Origin of the sequence: Paracoccus versutus, from assembly GCF_029909795.1 — a bacterium.
Classification (GTDB): Bacteria; Pseudomonadota; Alphaproteobacteria; order Rhodobacterales; family Rhodobacteraceae; genus Paracoccus; species Paracoccus versutus.
In genome coordinates, this window is the sequence record NZ_CP038196.1 from 1202238 (window position 1) to 1224306 (window position 22069).

The window sequence follows — 22069 nt, forward strand, 5'->3', positions numbered from 1 at the left end:
CCGCCTCTTGCAACCGGACAGACTGATGGCGTGATCTTTCGGGAAATGCCATATATATTTCGCAAGAACCGGCGACAGACCGGCAAGCATATCGAGGCGGAAGGGGCAATTCATGCGGCTTTTGAAGGTGGTGGTGGTTCTGGTCATCCTGATTCTGGCGGGCCTGGCCGGCTATGCCTATTTCGGCGACATGAGTTCCGACCCGCGCGAGATGCGGATGCCGGTCGAACTGGACCTGGGCGCGCAAAGGGCCGCCGCCCCGGCATCGACCCCGGCCGCGACCCAAACGCCGGCCCCTTCGACGGCCACGGCCCCCGACGACGGCGATGCCGCCCAGTCCGCCCCGGCGGCCGAGGATGCGGGGGCGGGGCAGAATGACCTCGACTGACGGCCTTGGCCTGGCCTGCGCCCTGGTGGGCGGGCTGGCGCTTGCCCTGCCCGCCGGGGCCAAGCCGCCGCTTTCGGCCAGCGACTGGCTGTCGGGCAGCGTGCGCGAGCCCGACAACATCTCGTCCTGGCGGCCCGGCGACGCGCGCCCGCCCGAGCTGAGGCAGCGCGCCCGGCGCGAGCTTGCCCCCACCGGCGCGGTCGAGCCGGTCGGCGTGACCCGGCTGGGCGAGGGCAATCCCGACGGCAAGGGCACCGTCTCGCCGCGGGCGGCGGGGCTTCCGGCCGATCTTTGGGGCGACAGCGAGGCGGCGGTGCTGGTGCGGCTGATCCGCAGCCCGAACCCGCGCCTGCCGGCGCTGCGGCGGCTGGAGCGGCGGCTGCTGGCCGCGCAACTGCGCCCGGCCCGGACCGAGGCCGGGCAGGAAGGCACCCTCTTCCTGGCCCGCGTCGACAAGCTGCTGGACATGGGTGCCACCGGCGCCGCCAAGGAGCTGCTGAAGGCCGCCGGCCCCGGCGACCCGCAGCGGTTCCGGCGGCTGTTCGACATCGCGCTTCTGTCCGGCGACGAGGCCCAGGCCTGCGAGACCATGGACCGCACCCCCGGCGTCGCCCCCAGCTTTCCGGCGCGCATCTTCTGCCTGGCCTTCGGCGGCGACTGGGCGGCGGCGGCGCTGGTGTTTCACGGCGCCCAGGCCATGGGGCGGATCGACCCGCAGATGGCGACGCTCCTGGCGCATTACCTGGACGACGGCTATTCCGACAGCGCCGAGGAACTGGTGCCGCCCGCCGTGGTCACGCCGCTGGAACTGCGCCTGCACGAAGCCATCGGCCAGCCCCTGCCCTCGTCCAGCCTGCCCCTGGCCTTCGCCCTGGCGGACCTGGACCAGAACGAGGGCTGGAAGGCGCGGCTGGACGCGGCCGAGCGGCTGGCGCGGGCGGGGGCGATCCCGGCCTCGCAGCTGCGCATGATCTATCTGGAGCAGAAGCCCGCCGCCTCGGGCGGGGTCTGGGACCGCGCGGGCGCGGTGCAGGCGCTGGCCGATGCGCTGCTGATGCGCGACGTGGCGGGCGTGGGCCACGCCCTGCCCCGCGCCTTCGACGCCATGGTCGCGGCGGGGCTTGGCCCGGCGCTGGCCGACATGGTCGGGGCCGAGGTCGGCGCGCTGGGGCTGGATGGCCGCGCCGGCCGCATCGCGCTGTGGCTGGCGCTGCAGGCCGCGCAGCCGCAGGTGGTGCAGGCCCCGCCCGCCGATGCCGCGCCTTTCGAGCTGTGGCTTTTGCGCTTTGCCGAGGGCGAGCCGCAATCCGCCCCGCCGCAGGGCGAGGGCGAGCCGCGGGCGGCCGCGCTTTTCCCCGCCTTCCTTGGCCCGTCGGAGCAGAACCTGCCGGACAGCGCCGCGCAGCTGATCCTGGCCAACCGGCGGGGCGAGGCGCTGCTGGCCGCCATCGCCGATGTCGATGCCGGGCTCGACGGCGACCTGCCGCGGGCGGCGCAGGGCCTGCGCGTCCTGCGCGTGCTGGGCCAGCAGGAAATCGCGCGCCAGGCGGCGATCGAGCTGATCCTGGCCCCGGTGATGGCGCCCCCGCCGGGCGCCGGCGCACCGTGAGCGGCGGCGGCCTGAACGACCGGGGCCGGATCTCGGCCTTTCTCGACGCGCAGGCGGCCGAGGCGGGGGCGGCGCGCAACACCCTGCTGGCCTATGGCCGCGACCTGCGGGATTTCGCCGACTGGCTGGCGGCGCGCGACGACACCCTGCTGGCCGTCCCGCGCGAGGGGATCGAGGATTACCTGTCCCATTGCGACGCCCAGGGCCTGTCGCGGGCGACGCGGGCGCGGCGGCTGTCGGCGATCCGCCAGCTCATGCGCTTCGCGCTGGACGAAGGCTGGCGCGAGGACGACCCGGCCTGCCGCATCAGCGGGCCGGGCCGGATGCAGCGCCTGCCCAAGGTGCTGGACCGGGCCGAGGTGCAGGCCCTGCTGGACGCCCTGCCCCGCATCGGCCGCAACGAGGCCGAGCGCGCCCGCAACCTGGCGCTGGTCGAGCTGATCTACGCCACCGGCATGCGGGTGAGCGAGCTGGTCTCGCTGCCGGTGGGCGCCTGCCGCGGCGATCCGGCGCTGCTGCTGATCCGCGGCAAGGGCGGCAAGGAGCGCATGGTGCCGCTGAGCGATCCCGCCCGCCGGGCACTGGCCGCCTGGCTGAAGCGGCGCGACAATGCGCCCGCCGAAAGCCCGCTGGGCCGGCTGGTCGCGGGCAAGGGCGCGCGCTGGCTGTTTCCCGCCGCCAGCCGCGAGGGGCACATGACGCGCCAGGCGATGAACACCCTGCTGGGCCAGCTGGCGCTGGCGGCCGGCATCGACCCGGCCCGCGTCTCGCCGCATGTGATCCGCCACGCCTTCGCCACGCATCTGCTGGAGGGCGGCGCCGACCTGCGCGCGATCCAGACGCTGCTGGGCCATGCCGACCTGGGCACGACCGAGATCTATACCCATGTCCTGGACACGCGGATGCGCGACCTGGTGCTGAACCACCATCCGCTGGCCCATGCCGACGCCAGCGGAAAGAAGCCATGACCGTCCCAGCCCAAGCCGCGGATGCGGCCGCCGCCGCCCTGCCGGTCCCCGATTCGATCCTTGCCGATCCGGTGGTCTGGCTGACCTGCGCCGCCATCCTGCTGCTATTGGCGCTTTCGGCGTTCTTCTCGGGCTCGGAAACGGCGCTGACCGCCTCTAGCCAGGCCAAGCTGCGGTCCAGGGCCGACAAGGGGGATGCAGGCGCCGCGCGGGCGCTTGACGTGACCCGCGACAGCGAAAGGTTGCTCGGCTCGCTGCTGCTGGGCAACAACGTGGTCAACATCCTGTCGGCCAGCCTGGCCACGGCGCTGTTCACCCGCATCCTGGGCGCCGGCGGCGTGGCGGTTGCGACGCTGGTGATGACCGCGCTGGTGTTGATCTTTTCCGAGGTGCTGCCCAAGACCTATGCCATCCTTGCCCCCGAGGAGCTGTCCAGCCGCGTCGCCCGCCCGATCGGCGTCTTCACCCGGATCATGGCCCCGATCGTCGCGGTGGTCCGGCTGATCGTGCGCGGCATCCTGGCGCTGCTGGGCTTTCGACCCGACCGGGCAAGCCATGTCTTTTCCGTCCAGGAGGAAATCGCCGGCGCCCTGGCCATCGCGCAATCCAGCGGCTCGGTCGAAAAAGAGGAACGCGACCGCCTGCTGGGCGCGCTGGACCTGGGCGAACGCGCCGTCGAAGAGGTGATGCTGCACCGCTCGCGCATCGAAATGATCGACGCCGGCCTTCCCGCCGATCAGGTGCTGGACCTGGTGCTGAAGAGCCCGCATACCCGCCTGCCCGTCTATCGGGGCGAGCGCGAGAATGTCGTCGGCGTGATCCATGCCAAGGACCTGCTGCGCGGCGTGCGCCGGGCGCTTCAGGACCAGGGGCCGGACGCCTTGCGCAGCTTTGACGTGCTGGACACCGCCATGCCGCCCTATTTCGTGCCCGAGACCACGCCGCTGGACGAGCAGATGCGCGAATTCCTCAAACGCCACACGCATTTCGCGCTGGTGGTGGACGAATATGGCAGCCTGCGCGGGCTGATCACGCTCGAGGACATCCTGGAGGAAATCGTCGGCGAGATCACCGACGAACACGACATGGACGCCGCGCAAACGCTGCTGCCCGGACCGCAGGGCGACTACATGGTCGACGGCGCGATGACCATCCGCGACCTGAACCGGGCGCTGGACTGGTCCCTGCCCGACGACGAGGCCAATACCGTCGCCGGGCTGGTGATCCACATGGCCCAGTCGATTCCGGCGGCGGGCCAGGTGTTTTCCTTTCACGGCTACCGCTTCGAGGTGCTGGCGCGGCGGGAAAACCGCATCACCCGGCTGCGCATCCGCCCGCTGGAGACGCCGCCGGGCGAGGCCGCCGCCGATCAGTGATCGGCCATGCCGGCGGCGCGCTTGGCCTCCTCGACGCTGCCGCCGGCGCCGTTGAAGAAGGCGTTCAGCGCCACCGCCGCGATGGTCGCCAGCAGGATGCCCGATTCGACCAGCGGGTGGATGGCATGCGGCATCCATTGCTTGAAATCGGGGGCGATCAGCGGGATCATCCCGAAGCCGAGCGCCACCGCCACCACGAACAGGTTGTTGCGGTTGCCGGCGAAATCCACCGTCGAGAGGATGCGGATGCCGGTCGCGGCGACCATGCCGAACATGACGAGGCCCGCGCCGCCCAGCACCGGGGTCGGCAGCGATTCCACTGCCGCGCCCATCTTGGGCACCAGCCCGAACAGGATCAGGATCAGCCCGCCGGCGACGCAAATGAAGCGGCTCTTGATGCCGGTGACGCCGACAAGGCCGACGTTCTGGCTGAAAGAGGTATAGGGGAAGGTATTGAAGATGCCGCCGATCAGCGTGCCCAGGCCATCGGTGCGCAGACCGGCGGTCAGGCGCTGCGGGGTGATCTCGCGCCCGGTCATCTCACCCAGCGCCAGGAACATGCCGGTCGATTCGATCATCACCACGATCATCACCAGCACCATGGTCACGATCAGCACCGGGTCAAAGATCGGCATGCCGAAATGGAAGGGCGCGACGATGCCGAACCAATGCGCCTCGGCCACCTTGTCGAAGGTCATCTGGCCCAGCACGATGGTCAGCCCCGCGCCGATCAGCATGCCCAGCAGCACCGCGATATTGGCGACGAAGCCGCGGCCGAAGCGGGCGATCAGCAGGATCGCCACCAGCACCACGCCGGAAATGGCGATGTTGACCGGCTGGGCGTAAAGCGGGTTCTGCACGCTGGGCGCGGGGGCAAAGCCCTCGGGCAGCGCGGGCACGGCGCCGGTCCCGGCCAGGTCGCGCAGCTGGTTCAGCCAGCCCGCCGCGACCGGGTCCACCACCTTGGGCGCGGTCGGCCCGACCGGGTTGCCGAAGATCCAGTTGATCCCCACCCGCATCAGCGTGACGCCGATCACCAGGATGATGGTGCCGGTCACGAGCGGCGGAAAGAACTTCAGCATCCGCCCGACGAAGGGCGCGATCAGCATGGCGACGATCCCCGCGCCGATGATGGCGCCAAAGATCATCCGCGCGCCCTCGGGGCCCGGATAGGCATTGGCCATGGCCACCATCGGCCCGACCGAGGCGAAGGTCACGCCCATCATCACCGGCAGCTGGATGCCGAACCAGCGCGTCACGCCCAGCGACTGGATGATCGTGGCCACGCCGCAGCAGAACAGGTCGGCCGAGATCAGGAAGGCCACGTCCTCGGGCGAGAGCTTCAGCGCGCGGCCGACGATCAGCGGCACCGCCACCGCGCCGGCATACATGACCAGCACATGCTGCAAGCCCAGGGTCGTCATGCGCAACGGCGGCAGGATCTCGTCGACCGGATCGACTGCGGATGTCGCGGCTCTTGCCATGAGGCCCCCCTTCGTTGCCCGTTATCCTTGCGTTTTCGCAAGACTGCGCTGGCGGCCGGGCTTTGGCAAATGCTTTATGACGATCGCGTGATCAGCCGGCCTGCGCCGCGCAGGATGCGGCATCCGCAAGCGCGCCGGCCTGCATCTGCCGGCGCATTGTGCGGCGCAGGGTCTGGGTCAGGCCCAGTTCCGGCCAAGCCGCCTGGGCGGCGCGCAGATGCGCCTCGGCCCGCGGGGCGTCCTGGGCCTCGGCGGCGCGCAGCGCGGCCGATAGGCGCAGCAGCGGCTGGTCCGGCGCCAGCGCCAGCGCCGCATCCAGCCAGCGCTGCCCGGCCTTGCGATTGCCGGCGGCAAAGCAGACATCGGCCAGCCGCTTGCAGGTCAGCATCCGGCCCGGCCGCGCCGCATCCAGCCAGTGCAGCAGCGCCAGCGCCCGGTTCAGCCGGCCATGCAGCCGCAGCACCGAGGCGCAAAAGCCCAGCCAGGCCGCGTCCCCCTCGGCAAGCGGCGGCTGCTCGCCCCTGGCCAGCGCCGCCTCGACCGGGGCCAGCGCCTCGGCGCCGGGGCCCAGCTTGCGCCACAGGTCGGGCCAGACCAGCAGCTCGCGCTGCGGGCCCGGATCGCGGATGAACTCCGACCAGTCGATTCGCAACAGCCAAAGCGGCAGGATCCGGCCCTTGCCGCGTTCCGGGTCGGGCTGGGCATAGGTCGCCAGCAGTTCGGGGGCGAAGCCGAGCGCCCGGCTGGCCGCGCCGCCCTCGCGCATCAGCCGATGCGCCAGGGCGGGCATGATCGGCCCCTCGGCCGAGCGCCCGGCAAGGATCATGTCCACGAAGGCCGCGTCCGGTGCGGGCGCGGCGCCATCCGCATTCCCGCCCTGCCCGCCCGTGACCAGCAGCACCTGCCGGCATTGCGGCTTGTCGCGGTTGCGTATCAGCGGCGCCTCCAGCCCCTGCAAGGCCAGCCGCCGCGCCTTCTGCGCCCGGCCCGCCGACCAGGCCGCCACCGCAAGCTCGCGATAAAGAAAGGGAAAACGCTCCAGCAGCGCGCGGTTCCCGACCAAGGCATCGACCAGCTCCGCGCCTCGGCCGCGGCGCCGGGCATGGCCGGCGGCATAGCTTATGCTTTGCGCCAGATCGCCGGGCGCAAGGAAACTCTCCGGCCGCGACAGCACCCGCTCCAGCAGCGCATCATGGGCCGAAGCCTGCAGATCGGCGGGAAGCGCCCCCGGCAGGGTCACGATCCGGCATTCCCCCACCATCGCCGCCGCGCGCGAAAAGGCGCTGTGGCTGGGCGCGCCCACCTGGGCGCAACCGGCCATCAGCAGCAGTTCCAGCAGGTCGCGCTCGGCCGGGGTCAGCGCGCCGGGGTCCAGCAACTCCTGCACCGAGAGGATGCGCGGATCGCCCTGCCGCAGATGCTCGACCGCGGCCGGCGTGTCGGAAAAGGCGATCACCGGCCCCTCCACCGCGGCGACGAAGGCGCGGAAGAACTCGTCGGGCACATATTTCGACGCCCAGGAGGAATAGGACCAGGGATCGCCGTCCAGGATGTCGCCGCGCCGGACATGGATCGCTAGCGGCCGGCCGCCGCCCGCGCGCTCGAGGATGCGCCGCGCATCCGCCAGCGCCCGCGCCAGCCGCGGGGACAGGGCCAGATCGGCGGCCACGGCGCGCAGGCCGGCCGCCGCCTCGGCCTCGGGTTCGTCCATGAAGCGCAGGATCTCGGCCATGCTGTCGCACTCATAGCGCCGCCCCTCGGCCAGGGTCCGGGCAAAGCCGGCGCGGCTCATGCCCGGCGCGACTGCGGGCAGGTTGCGCAGGCCCGCGCGGTCGGGCGCGCGCCCGACCACGTCGATATGCGCGGCCACGAAGCCGGGATCCAGGAAATCGCGCGGATCGGCCAGCTCGGGATAGGGGCCGCCGGGCTGGGACAGCCACAGATAGCGCCCCGAGACCCCGAACTTGCGCGCAATCCGCATAACATTGAGCAGGCAGATCAGCCGCGCGCCGATCCGGTCCTGCCGGAAACCGATGATGGCGTGATGCTTTGTCATGCGAAACCGCCCCTCCGTTCCCCTTGCGGCTTGCAACCGCGCGCCCTCCTGCCTATCAGGACGTGCCGCCATACAACAGCACGGAATCCCGATATGGACATCGCCGCCCGCCGCAAGGCCGATCCCGCCCACTGGCGCCTCGCCACCGCGATCCGCGCCCTTTCCATGGACGCCGTCGAGGCGGCGAACTCGGGCCACCCCGGCATGCCGATGGGCATGGCCGACGTCGCCACGGTCCTGTTCCGCGACCACCTGAAATTCGACGCCGCCGCGCCGAACTGGTTCGACCGCGACCGCTTCGTGCTGTCGGCGGGCCATGGCTCGATGCTGATCTATTCGCTGCTCCACCTGACCGGCTACGAGCAGATGTCGATCGACCAGATCCGCAACTTCCGCCAATGGGGCGCGATCACCGCCGGCCATCCCGAATACGGCCATGCCGAGGGGATCGAGACGACGACCGGCCCGCTGGGCCAGGGCATCGCCACCGCCGTCGGCTTCGCCATCGCCGAAGAGGCGATGCGCGCCCAGTTCGGCGAGGGCCTGTGCAACCACAAGACCTGGGTCATCGCCGGCGACGGCTGCCTGATGGAAGGCATCAGCCAGGAGGCGATCGGCCTGGCCGGCCACCAGAAGCTGAAGAACCTGATCGTCCTTTGGGACAACAACGACATCACCATCGATGGCCGCGTGTCGCTGTCGGATTCGACCGACCAGCTGAAGCGCTTCGAGGCCTCGGGCTGGCGCACGCTCAGCTGCGACGGCCACGACCCGGCCGACATCGCCCGCGCCCTGGCCGATGCGGCCAGCGGCAAGGACGACCGCCCGGTCCTGGTCGCCTGCAAGACCATCATCGGCTTCGGTGCGCCCAACAAGCAGGACAGCTCGGGCGTGCATGGCTCGGCGCTCGGCGCGGCCGAGATCGCCGCCGCGCGCGAGGCGCTGGGCTGGGATGCCGCCGCCTTCACCGTGCCCGATGACATCCTGGCCGACTGGCGCGCCATCGGCGCCAAGGGCCGGGCGGAACGCGAAGCCTGGGCCGCCCGCGTCGATGCGGCGGAAAACCGCGACGAATTCGCCCGCCGCATCTCGGGCGGCACCAGCGAGCGGCTTGCCCCCACCATCGCCGCGCTCAAGCAGCAGGCGCTGGCCAGCAAGCCCAAGGTCGCGACCCGCAAGGCCAGCGAGATGGTGCTGGAGGTGGTGAACCCCGAACTGCCCGAGACGCTGGGCGGCTCGGCCGACCTGACCGGCTCGAACAACACCAAGACCAAGGATCTGGGCATCTTCACGCCGGAAAACCGCCAGGGCCGCTATATCCACTACGGCATCCGCGAACATGGCATGGCGGCGGCGATGAACGGCATCTGGCTGCACGGCGGCTTCCGCCCCTATGGCGGCACCTTCATGTGCTTCACCGATTACGCCCGCGGCGCCATGCGGCTTTCGGCGCTGATGGGCCTGCCGGTGACCTATGTCATGACCCATGACAGCATCGGCCTGGGCGAGGACGGCCCGACCCACCAGCCGGTCGAGCACCTGGCGATCTGCCGCGCCACGCCCAACACGCTGACCCTGCGCCCCTGCGACCTGATCGAGACCGCCGAGGCCTGGGAAATCGCGCTGTCGAGCGAATCGACCCCGACCGTCATGGCGCTGTCGCGCCAGAACCTGCCGCTGCTGCGCGAGGATGCGGGGTCCGAGAACCTCTCGGCCAGGGGCGCCTATGTCCTGCGCGAGGCCAGCGCCGAGCCCAGGGTGATCCTGATGGCCTCGGGCTCCGAGGTGGAAATCGCCGTCGCCGCCCGCGATGCGCTCGAGGCCGAGGGCGTGCCGACCCGCGTGGTCTCGGTCCCGTCGATGGAGCTTTTCCGCGACCAGGACGCCGAATACCGCCGGCAGGTCCTGCCCGCCGGCACCGTGCGCATCGCCATCGAGGCCGCCGTGCGCCAGCCCTGGGACTGGCTGCTCTTGGGCGAGCGCGGGCGCGAGGAAACCTCGGGCTTCATCGGCATGACCGGCTTCGGCGCCTCGGCCCCGGCGCCCACGCTCTACAAGGAATTCGGCATCACCGCCGAGGCGACCATCGCCGAGGCCCGCCGCCTGCTCGGCTGACCCATCCGGGCCGCGCTCCCAAGGCGCGGCCTGCCCAATCCCGGCCCCGAAGCCTGGTCCCCTCGAATCCCCGCCCGGCTTCTTCGTTCCCCAAATACCCATGCGACGGCGCGGGCAGGCACCCGCTCCGCCCCCATGGACCCCGCCGCCGCCCACGGGCATAAGCGGGAACAAGAGGGACATGCCATGACACCGCCCGAACCCAGCCCCGGCGCCTTGCCGCCGATCCTCGCGCCCGCGGGCGATCCGGCGCGCTCGGCGCAATTGCGCGGCATCCTGCTCCTGCTGCTGGCGATTTTCCTGTTCACGCTGATGGATGCCACCGGCAAGCATCTCTCGACGCTCTACCACCCGGTGCAGGTGGTCTGGGTGCGCTTCGTCACCAACCTGGCCATCGTCGCGGTCATCTTTGCGCCGCGGCTGCGCCCTGCCCTCGCCACCCGGCGCCCGGCGGTGCAGTTCTTCCGCGGCGTGACGCAATTCGGCTCGGGCCTGCTGTTCTTCAGCGCGCTGCAATTCATCGGCCTGGCCGAGGCGACGGCGATCATGGACCTCAACCCGGTGCTGATCACGCTGGGCGCGGCCGTCTTTTTGGGCGAATCCATCGGCATCCGCCGCATCCTCGGCATCCTCGCCGCCTTCTGCGGCGCCATGCTCATCATCCGCCCCGGCGCCGGCGTCTTCCATCCCGCGGCGCTGCTGGCGCTCACCGCGGCCTTCACCTATGCCGCCGGCGCCATCCTGACCCGCATGGCGAGAAGCGATTCCACCGCGACCTCGATCCTGTGGTCGGCGCTGGTCGGCACGGTCCTCTCCTCGCTCGCCGTGCCCTTCGTCTGGCAGCCCATCGCGGCCGGCGACCTCTGGGCCTTCCTGCTGCTCGGCGGGCTCGGCACGGCGGCGCAGGCGCTGCTGATCCGCGCCTTCTCGCTGGCCGAGGCGGCGGCCATCGCCCCCTTCGGCTATACCGGGCTGGTCTGGGCAGGGCTCTGGGGCTGGCTGTTCTGGGGCACCCTGCCCGACCTCTGGACCCTCATCGGCGCGTTGATCATCGTGGCCGCGGGCCTGTATGTCTGGATGCGCGAGGCCCGCGCGATGAACCGGGCCGCCGGAACGGGGCCGCAATGACCGAGACCGACACCGAGACCCAGGAGCCCGCCCCGCTGCGCGACCGCATCGCCAATGGCGCCTTCCTGGCCGTCATGGGGCTGGCGCGCATCCTGCCCTATCGGCGGCGCGTGCCCGCGATGGGCTGGTTCTTTGCCCATCTGCTTGGCCCGCTGGCGGGCTGGCGCCGGCGCATCCGCGCCAACCTGGCCATGGCGCGTCCCGACCTTTCCGCGGCCGAGGTCCGCCGCCTGACCCGCGCGGTGCCCGACAACGCCGGCCGCTCGCTGGCCGAGATCTATTCCGGCTCCGAGTTCACCGACCGCATCCATGCCGCCGACCCGCTGGCCGGCCCCGGCCTGCCGGCGCTGGAACAGGCCGCGCAGGCGGGCCGGCCGGTGATCCTGGCCGTGGCGCATTTCGGCAATTACGACGCCATGCGCGCGGCGCTTGCCGGGCGCGGCTGGCCGGTCGGCGCGCTTTACCGGCCGATGAACAACGAGGCGTTCAACCGCCATTACATCCCCGCCATGCGCGCCATCGCCGAGCCGATGTTCCCGCGCGGCCGCGCCGGGCTTGCGGCGATGCTGCGCTTTCTCAAGGGTGGGGGCTGGCTGTCGCTGGGCTTCGACCAGTTCGACGTCCACGGCGCCGAGCTGCGCTTTTTCGGCCTGCCGACCAGGACGGTGCTGACCCCGGCGGAACTGGCGCTGCGCTATGATGCGCTGATCCTGCCCATCGCCGGGGTGCGCCAGCCCGACGGGCTGAGCTTTCGCGTCGAGGTCGGCGCGCCCATCCCCCACAGCGACGCCCCGACCATGATGCAGGCGCTGAACGACGATCTGGAGCGGCTGGTCCGCGACCATATGGAGCAGTGGTTCTGGGTCCATCGGCGCTGGAAACGCAGGGGCTAGGCGGCGAATCCCTTTCCCTTGGGTTGCCCGACGGTCTATAAGGACGCCCAAATCCGCCGCGCAATCAGAACGCGGGCCCCGACAACGACATCCAGAGGACGGCATGAGCGACGATTCCAAACACGCTGGTCAAGACAAGCGCCATCACGAGGGCGATGTCGCCTTCATCCAGGCGCTGGCCGAACTGCTCGATCGCAACGAATTGACCGAACTGACCGTCAAGCGCGAATATGACGAAAACGACCGGCTGACCGTCAGCCTGTCCAAGCACCAGAAACAAGCCGCGCCGCAAGCCATGCCGGCCGCCTTCGCCGCCCCCGCGGCGATGGCCCCCGCCGCCGCCCCGGCCGCGGCCGCAGCCCCCGCCAGCGAGGATCCGGCCAGCCTGCCCGGCGTCGTGACCTCGCCCATGGTCGGCACCGCCTACCTGGCGCCCGAGCCCGGCGCCACGCCCTTCGTCGCCATCGGCCAGCAGGTCAAGGAAGGCGAGACGCTGATGATCGTCGAGGCGATGAAGACGATGAACCACATCCCCTCGCCCCGCTCGGGCACGGTCAAGCGCATCCTCGTCGACGACGGCAGCCCGGTCGAGTTCGGCGCGCCCCTGATGGTCGTCGAGTGAGGCGCGGATGTTCGACAAGATCCTGATCGCCAACCGCGGCGAGATCGCGCTGCGCGTGATCCGCGCCTGCCGCGAAATGGGCATCGCCTCGGTCGCCGTGCATTCCACCGCCGATACCGATGCGATGCATGTGCGCATGGCCGACGAATCCGTCTGCATCGGCCCGCCGCCCTCGACCGACAGCTACCTGTCGCAACCCGCCATCATCTCGGCCTGCGAGATCACCGGTGCGCAGGCGGTGCATCCCGGCTATGGCTTCCTGTCGGAAAACGCCGCCTTCGTGCAGATGGTCGAGGATCACGGCATCACCTTCATCGGCCCTTCGGCCGAGCATATCCGCATCATGGGCGACAAGATCACCGCCAAGGAGACGGCGAAGTCGCTGGGCATCCCGGTGGTGCCCGGCTCGGACGGTGGCGTGGCGGACGTGGCCGCGGCCAAGCAGGTGGCGGCGCAGATCGGCTATCCGGTCATCATCAAGGCCACCGCCGGTGGCGGCGGGCGCGGCATGAAGGTCGCCAATGACGAAGCCGGGCTGGAGACCGCCTTCCGCACCGCCCGCGCCGAGGCCAAGGCCGCCTTCGGCAACGACGAGGTCTATATCGAGAAATACCTGCAGCGCCCGCGCCATATCGAGGTGCAGGTCTTTGGCGACGGCCGCGGCCGCGCCGTGCATCTGGGCGAGCGCGACTGTTCGCTGCAGCGCCGCCACCAGAAGGTCTTCGAGGAAGCGCCCGGCCCGGTCATCACCGCCGAGCAGCGCGCCCGCATCGGCGGCATCTGCGCCAATGCCATGGCCAAGATCGGCTATCGCGGCGCAGGCACCATCGAGTTCCTGTTCGAGGACGGCGAGTTCTACTTCATCGAGATGAACACCCGCCTCCAGGTCGAGCATCCTGTGACCGAGGCGATCTTCGGCGTCGACCTGGTGCGCCAGCAGATCCTGGTCGCCGCCGGCGAAGAGATGGAGTTCCGCCAGGAAGACCTTCAGATCCGCGGCCATGCCATCGAGGTGCGGATCAATGCCGAGAAGCTGCCGAACTTCACCCCCTCGCCCGGCACCATCTCGCAATATCACGCGCCGGGGGGGCTGGGCGTGCGGATGGATTCGGCGATCTATGACGGCTACCGCATCCCGCCCTATTACGACAGCCTGATCGGCAAGCTGATCGTGCATGGCCGCGACCGCCCCGAGGCGCTGGCACGGCTGAACCGCGCCCTGGGCGAGCTGATCGTGGACGGGATCGACACCACCGTGCCGCTGTTCCGGGCGCTGATCGAGAATCCCGACATCCAGCGCGGCGATTACTCGATCCACTGGCTGGAACGCTGGCTGGCCGAGATGGCCGTCAGCGCCTGAGCGATGCGGCAGGCGGCACGACCGGCGGTCCCTGCATGAGCAGCAGGGGCCTGACTGCCGAACGGATGCTGGCCGCCTATGCCCAGGGGGTGTTTCCGATGGCGCAATCCGCCTCGGATCCCCAGCTTTACTGGTTCGAGCCGGGGCTGCGCGGCATCCTGCCGGTGGGCGGGGTGCATGTCTCGCGCTCGATGCGGCGCGTGCTGCGCCATTGCGGCTGGCATGCGACCCTCGACTGCGATTTCGTCGGCGTGGTCCAGGGCTGCGCCGATCGCGCGGAAACCTGGATCAATGCCCCGCTGATGGCGCTTTACCGCGATCTGTTCCGCATGGGCCACGCCCATTCGCTGGAGATCCGGGCCGGCGACGCGCTGATCGGCGGCATGTTCGGCCTGACGCTGGGCGGGGCCTTCTTTGCCGAAAGCATGTTCTCGCACCGGCCCAATGCCTCCAAGGCGGCGCTGATCTGGATGTCCTCGCATCTGGCGCGCTGCGGATTCACGCTGTGGGACACGCAATATCCGAACCCGCATCTCGCCTCGATGGGTGGCCAGGCCATCCCGCGCCTTGAATATCGCCGGCGGCTGGCGGTCGCGCTAAAGGTCCGGGCCGACCTGACTACCCATGCCCTGCCCGGCGTTCAGGCCCTGTTGCAGGAAATCACCCAGACGTCATAGCGCGGATCGTCCAGCGCCGAGAGCGCCGGGGACGAGGCGATCATCCAGCCCGCAAACAGCCGGGCATTGGCCTGATGGTCGGTGATCGTCAGCTCGGCATAGGCGTCCGAGGTCGGGTCCGCCGCCGGATAGCGGCATTCCGCCAGGCTCAACTGAAGCCGGCCAAAGGCGATCGACTCGCCCACGGCCAGGGTAAAATCCTGCGTCCGGCCGGTGATCTTGTCGAGGCCGCGCAGCTGCGCGCCGGTGCCGCGCGCCGTCTCGGGGCCGCGGGCGGCTTCGGCGGCGCGCTGCCGCTCGGCCGCCGAGGGCTCGACGGGGACCACCGCATCGGGATCGTCGCTGAAGGCCGGGTCGATCATCAGCTGCTGGTCCTCGGCCGGCTCCTCGTCCTGGGCGAAGACGGGGCTGGCGGCCAGCAGCAGGCACAGGCAGGCGCGGGTCAGAAGATCGGTCATGGGCTGTCGTCCGTGCTTTGCGCATCCACGAATTTCATCATCAGCGAGATCAGGCTGACCGCGCCCTGCACATCCTCGATCTCGTCGCCCGGCGCCAGGTTGTCGGGCGCGCCGCCCGGCTGCAATTCGATATAGGCGCCGCCCAGCAGCCCGTCCGACTGGATCAGCGCCGCGCTGTCGCTGGGCAGGCGGATGCCGTCGGGCAGGCGCAGCCGCGCCTCGGCGAAATAGGTCTGCGGGTTCAGGTCAACCGCCGAGACCCGCCCCACCCTGACGCCGGCGACGCGGACATCGGTGCCGACCTCGATGCCGTCCACGTTGGGAAAGGCCGCGCGCAGCTCATAGCCGCCCGCCAGCTGCGCCCCCAGCCTGCCGCCGGCGGTGGACCAGGCCAGGAAGCCGGCCGCCACGGCCAGGACCGCCGCGCCAACCCAAAGCTCGGCCCGTTCGGCGGCGGTGTTCATGCGCCTACTCGGGCTGCCAGGCGTCGTAGTCGCGCCGCTCGACCGGCTGCGCACGATAGAGCGAGCCCGCCGGGTGATAGGCGCCAGGCGTCCCGGTCAGGTTCGGCTCATGCGGCTTTTCCCAGGTCTTGTGCGGCAGCGGGGCCGCGGTCGGCGGCTCCTTGTAGGTGTGATGCAGCCAGCCGTGCCATTCGGGCGAGATGCGGCTTGCCTCGGCCTCGCCGTTATAGATCACCCAGCGCCGCTTGCCGCCGCCGGACTGGTAATAGACATTGCCCTGATCGTCCTCGCCGACCTTTTCGCCGTAAAGCTTGGTCCAGACCTGGGTGTTCAGGGTCTGGCTGTTCCACCAGGTCAGAAAGCGCAGCAGAAACGACATGGGTGCGAACCTCATCAATCGGGTGTGGCCGAGATATGCCGCAAGTTGCGGCGAAGGTCCAGAGACGCTTGGCCGCAGCCGTGCCCGGACAAGGCAAATCGACGCGGCCGGGGGGCGGATGGTGGGCCGGCTCATCGCGGCGGGATCAGGGCGCTGGAGGAGGCCAATGCCCGGCTTTCCATCGCTCCCCTGCTGAATGCTGGCGAGTTCTCGACCATTTCCGAGAACCTGACCGAGGCCGATGTGGCGATCCGGGAAACCCCCCACGGACAGCGCACCCCAGTTTCCCCAAGATCCAGGTCGGGATGAGATCCCCCTCCCGAGTTGCTCTCGGGAGGGTTTCTCATTGCTCCTGGTCGGGGGGCTTATATGGAGAGTCTCGGCTCTTGACTGGGGCCTGGAGAGCAAGCCCAGAAGCGTCAGTCGGCCCAGATTGACGATCTGCTGCACCAATAGAACTGCCATCCCCAGGATGACTGAAAGCATTCCCAGGAACAGCAGCCCGAAGGCGATCAGGCAGATGATGCGCCGCAGCCGCGCGATAGCGTTGGGCCGGAAATCCGGCGGAGCCCGCGCAGGGGCAAGCCGTAGTCGCAGGCCAGCAGCTGGATGCGGTTCACCCCGGCGGAGCCCGCACGGGGACAAGCCGATCCGAGCGCGGCCGGAAACCTTACGCGCCGACAAACCATTGCGGCCCGCCGGACAGAGACGTTCTCCGTGCGGATGGACGCGCGCGGAGGGGTAAACGAAAAAGGCGGCGCCCATGGCCCCGCCTGCACCACGCCGACCGACCCGCCGCGGCGCGGGATCGGCAGCCGCCAAGGCGGCCGGCCGAGCCCCTATGCGATGCGGGCCTAGCCCGCGGTCGCGGTTTCCTTTTTCGAATCGGTGTGGATCAGCAAAGGCTTGGCTGCGGGATTGTCCACCGCCTCCTCGTTGACCACCACCTCCTCGACGCTGCTCATGCCGGGCAGGTCGAACATGGTGTCCAGCAGGATGTCCTCCATGATCGAGCGCAGGCCCCGCGCGCCGGTCTTGCGCTTGATGGCGCGGCGGGCGATGGCGACCAGCGCGTCCTCGGTGAAGGTCAGCTTCACGCCCTCGAGGTCGAAGAGCCGCTGATACTGCTTGACCAGCGCGTTCTTGGGCTGGGTCAGGATGGTGATCAGCGCCTGTTCGTCAAGGTCGCCCAGCGTGGCGATGACCGGCAGGCGGCCGACGAATTCCGGGATCAGGCCGAATTTCAGCAGGTCCTCGGGCTCGAGCTGCTTGAACAACTCGCCCACGCCCTTGTCGTCGTCCTCCTTGACGTTGGCGCCGAAGCCCATCGCCGTGCCCTTGTTGCGCTGCGCGATGATCCGGTCCAGCCCGGCAAAGGCACCGCCGCAGATGAAGAGGATATTGGTCGTGTCCACCTGCAGGAATTCCTGCTGCGGATGCTTGCGCCCGCCTTGCGGCGGCACCGAGGCGACCGTGCCCTCCATGATCTTCAGCAGCGCCTGCTGCACCCCCTCGCCCGAGACGTCGCGAGTGATCGAGGGATTGTCGGACTTGCGGGTGATCTTGTCGACCTCATCGATATAGACGATGCCGCGCTGCGCCCGCTCGACGTTGTATTCGCTGGCCTGCAGGAGCTTGAGGATGATGTTCTCGACATCCTCGCCGACATAGCCGGCCTCGGTCAGCGTGGTGGCGTCGGCCATGGTGAAGGGCACGTCCAGGATGCGCGCCAGCGTCTGCGCCAGCAGCGTCTTGCCGCAGCCGGTCGGGCCGATCAGCAGGATGTTCGACTTGGCCAGCTCGATGTCGGTCTTGGAGCTGTGGTTCAGCCGCTTGTAGTGGTTGTGGACGGCCACCGACAGCACGCGCTTGGCATGTTCCTGGCCGATCACGTAATCGTCCAGCACGTTGCAGATCTCGCGCGGGGTCGGCACGCCGTCGCCGGATTTCAGCGCCGAGGACTTGGTCTCCTCGCGGATGATGTCCATGCAGAGTTCGACGCATTCATCGCAGATGAACACGGTCGGACCGGCAATCAGCTTGCGCACCTCATGCTGGCTCTTGCCGCAGAAGCTGCAATAGAGCGTGTTCTTGCTGTCGCCGCCGGTCGGATTGGCCATCAGTTCATCCTCGTATAGCACCGGAGGCCCGGCAAAAGCGCCGGACGACCGCCTGTTCCGGACGTGGCCAGGCCACGCCATGCGTTGCCCATCATGTTACGAGCCCCCCCGGCCCGTCACAATCCCCAAAACGCCTGCCCCGCCAGCTTCCCGCAGCCGTGATCACTGGCCCGGCTCGGCCTTGCCGCGCGCCGTCAGGATCTCGTCGATGAGGCCCCAATCCTTCGCCTCCTGCGGCGACATGAAGCGGTCGCGCTCCAGCGCCTCCTCGACCTCTTCCAGCGTGCGGCCGGTGTGCTGGACATAGATCTCGTTCAGGCGCCGCTTGAGCTTTTCGGTCTCGCGCGCATGGATCAGGATGTCGGTCGCCTGGCCCTGGAAGCCGCCCGAGGGCTGGTGGACCATGATGCGGCTGTTCGGCAGCGAGAAGCGCTGCCCCGGCTGGCCTGCGCACAGCAGCAGCGAGCCCATCGAGGCCGCCTGCCCCACCACCAGCGTCGAGACGCGCGGCTTGATGTATTGCATTGTGTCATAGATCGACAGGCCCGCCGTCACCAGCCCGCCGGGGCTGTTGATATACATGCTGATGTCCTTGGTCGGGTTTTCCGCCTCGAGAAACAGCAGCTGCGCCGAGATCAGCGTCGCCATGCCGTCATGCACCGGGCCGGACAGGAAGATGATCCTTTCCTTCAGCAGGCGCGAGAAGATGTCATAGGCACGTTCGCCCCGGCTGGTCTGTTCGACGACCATGGGGACGAGGGTGTTCATGTAGAATTCTGCCGGATCGTGCATGTCTGTCCTTGCTTTTGTCCCTGCCTGGCCTGTCCGTTTCGCGATTCGTCCCAAGGCCCCTGTCCCGTTCGACCGCTCTTAGACGCGAAAGGTTGACAGAGTCTTAGTAACGCCGGGCCCCGAGGACAAGAGAGCGATAAAATTTGCCCCTGACCGGCCGGGCCGGTAATCTGGCGCCCGAGCGACGGAGAAACGCATGAAACTGATCGTCGGCCTGGGCAATCCGGGCGCGAAATACGCCGCGAACCGGCACAATGTGGGCTTCATGGCGGTCGATCGCATCGCCGCCGACCACGGCTTTGCCCCCTGGCGCGCGCGTTTCCAGGGCGAGATCGCCGAGGGGCGGCTGGGGGGCACGCGCGTCACCCTGCTCAAGCCCGGAACCTTCATGAACCTGTCGGGCCAGTCGGTCGGCGAGGCGATGCGCTACCTGAAGCTCGGGCCCGAGGACGTGACCGTGCTGCATGACGAGCTGGACCTCGCCCCCGGCAAGCTGCGGCTTAAGACCGGCGGCGGCCATGCCGGGCACAACGGACTGCGCTCGCTGCACCAGCATATCGGCGAGGGCTATCGCCGGCTGCGCATCGGCATCGGCCATCCCGGCGACAAGAACCGCGTGTCGGGCTATGTGCTGTCGGATTTCGCCAAGGCCGAAGAGGCCGGGCTGGACGACCTCTTGCGCGGCATCTCGGAGGGGGCGGAGGCGCTGGCGGCGGGGGACGATGCGCGGTTCATGAACGCAGTCGCGGCGCGGGTGGCGCCGGCGCGCAACAGCGGCACCCGCGCCGAGAACCCCCGCAAGGGATCGCCGGAAAGGCCCGCGGCGAAACCCGCCAACGACCTCGCCGCCGAGCCGCCCAGCCTCTCCGACCGGCTCAGGGCGCTGACCGAGCGGTTCCGGTGACGGCCTGGCGCGAGGCCTTCGCCTTGCAGGCGGGCGCCTGCCGCACGCTCGGCTCGCCGCTGACGGCCCGGGTCTGCGAGCAGCTGGCGCCGGTCCTGGCCGAGGGCGACGGCGCGCTGGCGCGGCGGGTGCGAACCTGGCCCGGCGATCCCAGCCACCGCGGCGATTCGCTGCCGCTGCGGCTTTGCGGGGCGCTGCATGCGCTGGTGCTGAGCGGGCGCGACCCGGAATTGGCGCGGGCCTATGCCGGGGGCGATGATGCATGGCTTCGCCAGAAGATTTCCGAAGCAATTCATCAGCATCAGCCGCATATGCTGGAATGGCTCGAGCTTGCGCCGCAGACCAATGAGGTCGCCCGCGCCGCGGTGCTGATCGCTGCGGGCCGGCACTTGGCCGGCGAGCTTCCCGGATGCCGCTTTGACTTGCTGGAGCTGGGGGCGAGTGCTGGACTGAACCTGAACTTTCCTCTATATCATCTTGATATAGGCGATGAATACCGGACTATTGGAGACAATGCGACGCTTGTCCGGCTTGCCCCGGAATGGCGCGGCGCGGTCCCGGCCCATGCTCTGCTGGCGACCGGCGCGGCGCGGGGGGTGGACCTGAACCCGCTCGATCCGGTGCGGGACGGGCTGCGGCTTCTGTCCTATATCTGGGCGGACCAGCACGCGCGGCTGGAGCGGATGCAGGCGGCGCTGGCCCTGGCCCGGAGCCATCCGCCGCGGGTGGATCGCGGCGATGCGGGCGACTGGCTGCCGGCCCGGCTGGCCGAACCTTGCAACCATGGCAGGCTTGTCTATCACACCGTTGCGGCGCAATATTTTCCCGCCGCCACGCGCGCGCGGATCGAGGCCGCGCTGCAGGCCGCCGGCGCGCAGGCCAGCCCCGAGCGCCCCCTGGCGCATCTATCGATGGAGGCCGACGGCGGCGAGGGCGCGGCGCTGGCCCTGCGGCTCTGGGCCGGCGGCGGGATGCGGCAATGGAGCCTCGGCCGGGCGGATTTCCATGCCCGCTGGATCGACTGGCAGCCGAAGGAGACCTGACATGGACCCCGCGCTCAACGTCCTTGGCGGCAAGCTTGCGCCCTGCTCGACCGCGCCGCTGACCGGATTTTTCCGCGACGGCTGCTGCAATACCGGCCCCGAGGATCGCGGCCGGCACACGGTCTGCGTCGTGGTGACGGCCGAGTTCCTGGCGCTGTCGAAATACCTGGGCAACGACCTCAGCACGCCGCGGCCCGAGTTCCGCTTTCCGGGGCTGAAGCCGGGCGACCGCTGGTGCCTTTGCGCCGCGCGCTTCCTGCAGGCCGCGCAGGAATTCGCCGCGCCCGAGGTGGTGCTGGAGGCCACCCATGCCCGCACGCTGGAGATCGTGCCGCTGGAACTGCTGCAAGCCCATGCCGTGAAGGGCGAGGACTAGCGCCCCACCTGCGCCAGATAGTGCCGCACCGCATCGACGACATGGCGAAAGCGGTCGCCGCCCAGGTGCTTGCCGCCATACCAGCGCGTCACGATCACCACATGGTCGGTCAGCCCGGCCCGCTCCAGCATCTGCAGGATGATCTGGCCGGCGCCGCTTTCGCCGTCGTCGTCGCGCACCGCCTCGCCCGACAGGATCGCGGCCCAGCTGTTGTGGGTCGCCTTGGCGAAACGCTTGTTGCGGCGCAGCTCGGCCAGCAGCGCCTCGGCCTCGGCGCGCGTCCTGGCCGGCCCGCCCGCCACCGCATAGCGCGAGCCGCGGTCCGAGATGATCTTGTCGAAGACCGCCAGGCTCATCTCCGCCGCCGGACGTAAAGCTCCAGCCGGTGGCGGACGATCTCATAGCCCATCTCGGCGGCGATCTCGGCTTGCAGGCGCTCGATGCGCTCGTTGACGAATTCCATGACCTCGCCGGTCTCGACGTCGATCATGTGGTCGTGGTGGCTGCCGTCGGCGGGCTCGAACCGCGCCGGTTCGCCCTCGAACTCCAGCTTCTGGATCACGCCCTGCGCCTCGAGCGCCGAGAGCGTGCGGTAGACCGTCGCCAGCGACACCCCCGCCCCCGCCGCCATGGCGCGCTGGTGCAGCTGCGTCGCGTCCGGGTGATCCTCGGCCCCGGCCAGCACGCGCAACAGCGCCGCCCGCTGGCGGGTGATGCGCACGCCGGCACGGCGCAGCGCGGCCTCGAAGGCTTCGGCGCGGGTTTCGATCTCCATGCGGTTTTCTGGCCCAGATGCGAAGAAATTGCAACTGGCTTGACAGTTGAGAATCGTTCGCAGATAAACGGCAACAGAACCA

General features: G+C 69.7%; 22 protein-coding genes. 13 read left to right on the forward strand and 9 right to left on the reverse strand.

From position 1 onward, the window contains the following. The first annotated feature begins 112 nt into the window (after positions 1 to 112). Genes E3U25_RS05865 through E3U25_RS05880 form a run of 4 tightly spaced genes read left to right on the forward strand, consistent with a single transcriptional unit; the run spans position 113 to position 4341 of the window. Positions 113 to 388 carry a hypothetical protein gene (locus E3U25_RS05865; RefSeq protein ID WP_116220949.1) on the forward strand — a complete coding sequence of 92 codons (276 nt, stop codon included), beginning with the start codon at positions 113 to 115 and terminating at the stop codon, positions 386 to 388. After that, complete coding sequence (locus E3U25_RS05870; RefSeq protein ID WP_116220948.1) at positions 375 to 1997, forward strand: hypothetical protein; 1623 nt, start codon at positions 375 to 377, stop codon at positions 1995 to 1997. Before E3U25_RS05865 ends, E3U25_RS05870 begins: the two co-directional genes overlap by 14 nt. Further along, positions 1994 to 2965 (forward strand): tyrosine recombinase, encoded by a 972-nt coding sequence (locus tag E3U25_RS05875; RefSeq protein WP_116220947.1) that lies wholly within the window; start codon positions 1994 to 1996, stop codon positions 2963 to 2965. The genes E3U25_RS05870 and E3U25_RS05875 overlap by 4 nt, the downstream gene beginning before the upstream one ends. Further along, a complete protein-coding gene (locus E3U25_RS05880; RefSeq protein ID WP_116220946.1) occupies positions 2962 to 4341 on the forward strand; it encodes an HlyC/CorC family transporter in 1380 nt (459 codons plus the stop codon). The genes E3U25_RS05875 and E3U25_RS05880 overlap by 4 nt, the downstream gene beginning before the upstream one ends. Here E3U25_RS05880 and E3U25_RS05885 read toward each other — a convergent pair. Together E3U25_RS05885 and E3U25_RS05890 are read right to left on the reverse strand one after the other, a co-directional pair. Then, on the reverse strand, positions 4335 to 5825 hold the full coding sequence (locus tag E3U25_RS05885; RefSeq protein ID WP_072462435.1) for a nucleobase:cation symporter-2 family protein: 1491 nt from the start codon (positions 5823 to 5825) through the stop codon (positions 4335 to 4337). The genes E3U25_RS05880 and E3U25_RS05885 overlap by 7 nt on opposite strands. 91 nt (positions 5826 to 5916) lie before the next feature. Next, complete coding sequence (locus tag E3U25_RS05890; protein WP_116220945.1) at positions 5917 to 7881, reverse strand: hypothetical protein; 1965 nt, start codon at positions 7879 to 7881, stop codon at positions 5917 to 5919. A 93-nt stretch (positions 7882 to 7974) separates the two neighbouring features. Here E3U25_RS05890 and tkt point away from each other — a divergent pair, with 93 nt between their 5' ends. From tkt to aat, 6 genes are all read left to right on the forward strand, one after another. Beyond that, positions 7975 to 9996, forward strand: coding sequence for a transketolase (tkt, locus tag E3U25_RS05895; protein WP_036757953.1), 2022 nt, complete (start codon positions 7975 to 7977; stop codon positions 9994 to 9996). A 186-nt stretch (positions 9997 to 10182) separates the two neighbouring features. After that, the gene (locus E3U25_RS05900; RefSeq protein ID WP_116221687.1) at positions 10183 to 11124 is read left to right on the forward strand and encodes a DMT family transporter; all 942 of its coding nucleotides are present in this window, start codon (positions 10183 to 10185) and stop codon (positions 11122 to 11124) included. After that, positions 11121 to 12017, forward strand: a complete 897-nt coding sequence (locus tag E3U25_RS05905) for a lysophospholipid acyltransferase family protein (protein ID WP_116220944.1) — start codon at positions 11121 to 11123, stop codon at positions 12015 to 12017. The genes E3U25_RS05900 and E3U25_RS05905 overlap by 4 nt, the downstream gene beginning before the upstream one ends. Before the next feature lie 103 nt (positions 12018 to 12120). Then, the gene (accB, locus tag E3U25_RS05910; protein WP_072462438.1) at positions 12121 to 12639 is read left to right on the forward strand and encodes an acetyl-CoA carboxylase biotin carboxyl carrier protein; all 519 of its coding nucleotides are present in this window, start codon (positions 12121 to 12123) and stop codon (positions 12637 to 12639) included. Positions 12640 to 12646: 7 nt separating this feature from the next. Beyond that, positions 12647 to 13999, forward strand: coding sequence for an acetyl-CoA carboxylase biotin carboxylase subunit (gene accC / locus E3U25_RS05915; protein ID WP_036759858.1), 1353 nt, complete (start codon positions 12647 to 12649; stop codon positions 13997 to 13999). 35 nt (positions 14000 to 14034) lie between these two features. Then, on the forward strand, positions 14035 to 14676 hold the full coding sequence (gene aat / locus E3U25_RS05920; protein ID WP_116220943.1) for a leucyl/phenylalanyl-tRNA--protein transferase: 642 nt from the start codon (positions 14035 to 14037) through the stop codon (positions 14674 to 14676). Here aat and E3U25_RS05925 read toward each other — a convergent pair. The 5 genes from E3U25_RS05925 to E3U25_RS05945 all read right to left on the reverse strand — a co-directional run bounded on the left by E3U25_RS05925 (position 14640) and on the right by E3U25_RS05945 (position 18889). Beyond that, a complete protein-coding gene (locus E3U25_RS05925) occupies positions 14640 to 15134 on the reverse strand; it encodes a DUF2155 domain-containing protein (protein ID WP_116220942.1) in 495 nt (164 codons plus the stop codon). The two genes, aat and E3U25_RS05925, sit on opposite strands and share 37 nt — an antisense overlap. Further along, positions 15131 to 15598 carry an outer membrane lipid asymmetry maintenance protein MlaD gene (gene mlaD / locus E3U25_RS05930; protein ID WP_072462441.1) on the reverse strand — a complete coding sequence of 156 codons (468 nt, stop codon included), beginning with the start codon at positions 15596 to 15598 and terminating at the stop codon, positions 15131 to 15133. Before mlaD ends, E3U25_RS05925 begins: the two co-directional genes overlap by 4 nt. Before the next feature lie 4 nt (positions 15599 to 15602). Continuing rightward, complete coding sequence (locus E3U25_RS05935) at positions 15603 to 15977, reverse strand: NADH:ubiquinone oxidoreductase subunit NDUFA12 (RefSeq protein WP_036759849.1); 375 nt, start codon at positions 15975 to 15977, stop codon at positions 15603 to 15605. A gap of 854 nt (positions 15978 to 16831) precedes the next feature. After that, positions 16832 to 18097 (reverse strand): ATP-dependent Clp protease ATP-binding subunit ClpX, encoded by a 1266-nt coding sequence (gene clpX / locus E3U25_RS05940; protein ID WP_036759847.1) that lies wholly within the window; start codon positions 18095 to 18097, stop codon positions 16832 to 16834. A gap of 162 nt (positions 18098 to 18259) precedes the next feature. Beyond that, positions 18260 to 18889 (reverse strand): ATP-dependent Clp protease proteolytic subunit, encoded by a 630-nt coding sequence (locus E3U25_RS05945; protein WP_036759845.1) that lies wholly within the window; start codon positions 18887 to 18889, stop codon positions 18260 to 18262. Between the two features lie 196 nt (positions 18890 to 19085). Here E3U25_RS05945 and pth point away from each other — a divergent pair, with 196 nt between their 5' ends. From pth to E3U25_RS05960, 3 genes are read left to right on the forward strand one after another with little or no spacing between them, the layout of a single operon-like run. After that, entirely contained in the window at positions 19086 to 19793 is a 708-nt protein-coding gene (pth, locus tag E3U25_RS05950) for an aminoacyl-tRNA hydrolase (protein ID WP_116220941.1), read from the forward strand. Next, positions 19790 to 20836, forward strand: coding sequence for a DUF2332 domain-containing protein (locus tag E3U25_RS05955; RefSeq protein WP_116220940.1), 1047 nt, complete (start codon positions 19790 to 19792; stop codon positions 20834 to 20836). Before pth ends, E3U25_RS05955 begins: the two co-directional genes overlap by 4 nt. 1 nt (position 20837) lies before the next feature. Continuing rightward, positions 20838 to 21212: a DUF2237 family protein gene (locus E3U25_RS05960; protein WP_072462444.1), complete on the forward strand. Its 375-nt coding sequence runs from the start codon at positions 20838 to 20840 to the stop codon at positions 21210 to 21212. On the opposite strand, the gene E3U25_RS05965 is transcribed toward E3U25_RS05960, so the two are convergent. Both E3U25_RS05965 and E3U25_RS05970 read right to left on the reverse strand, forming a co-directional pair. Further along, entirely contained in the window at positions 21209 to 21568 is a 360-nt protein-coding gene (locus tag E3U25_RS05965; RefSeq protein ID WP_140846483.1) for a YigZ family protein, read from the reverse strand. The genes E3U25_RS05960 and E3U25_RS05965 overlap by 4 nt on opposite strands. Beyond that, complete coding sequence (locus E3U25_RS05970) at positions 21565 to 21987, reverse strand: Fur family transcriptional regulator (protein ID WP_072462445.1); 423 nt, start codon at positions 21985 to 21987, stop codon at positions 21565 to 21567. Before E3U25_RS05970 ends, E3U25_RS05965 begins: the two co-directional genes overlap by 4 nt. Positions 21988 to 22069 lie beyond the last annotated feature (82 nt).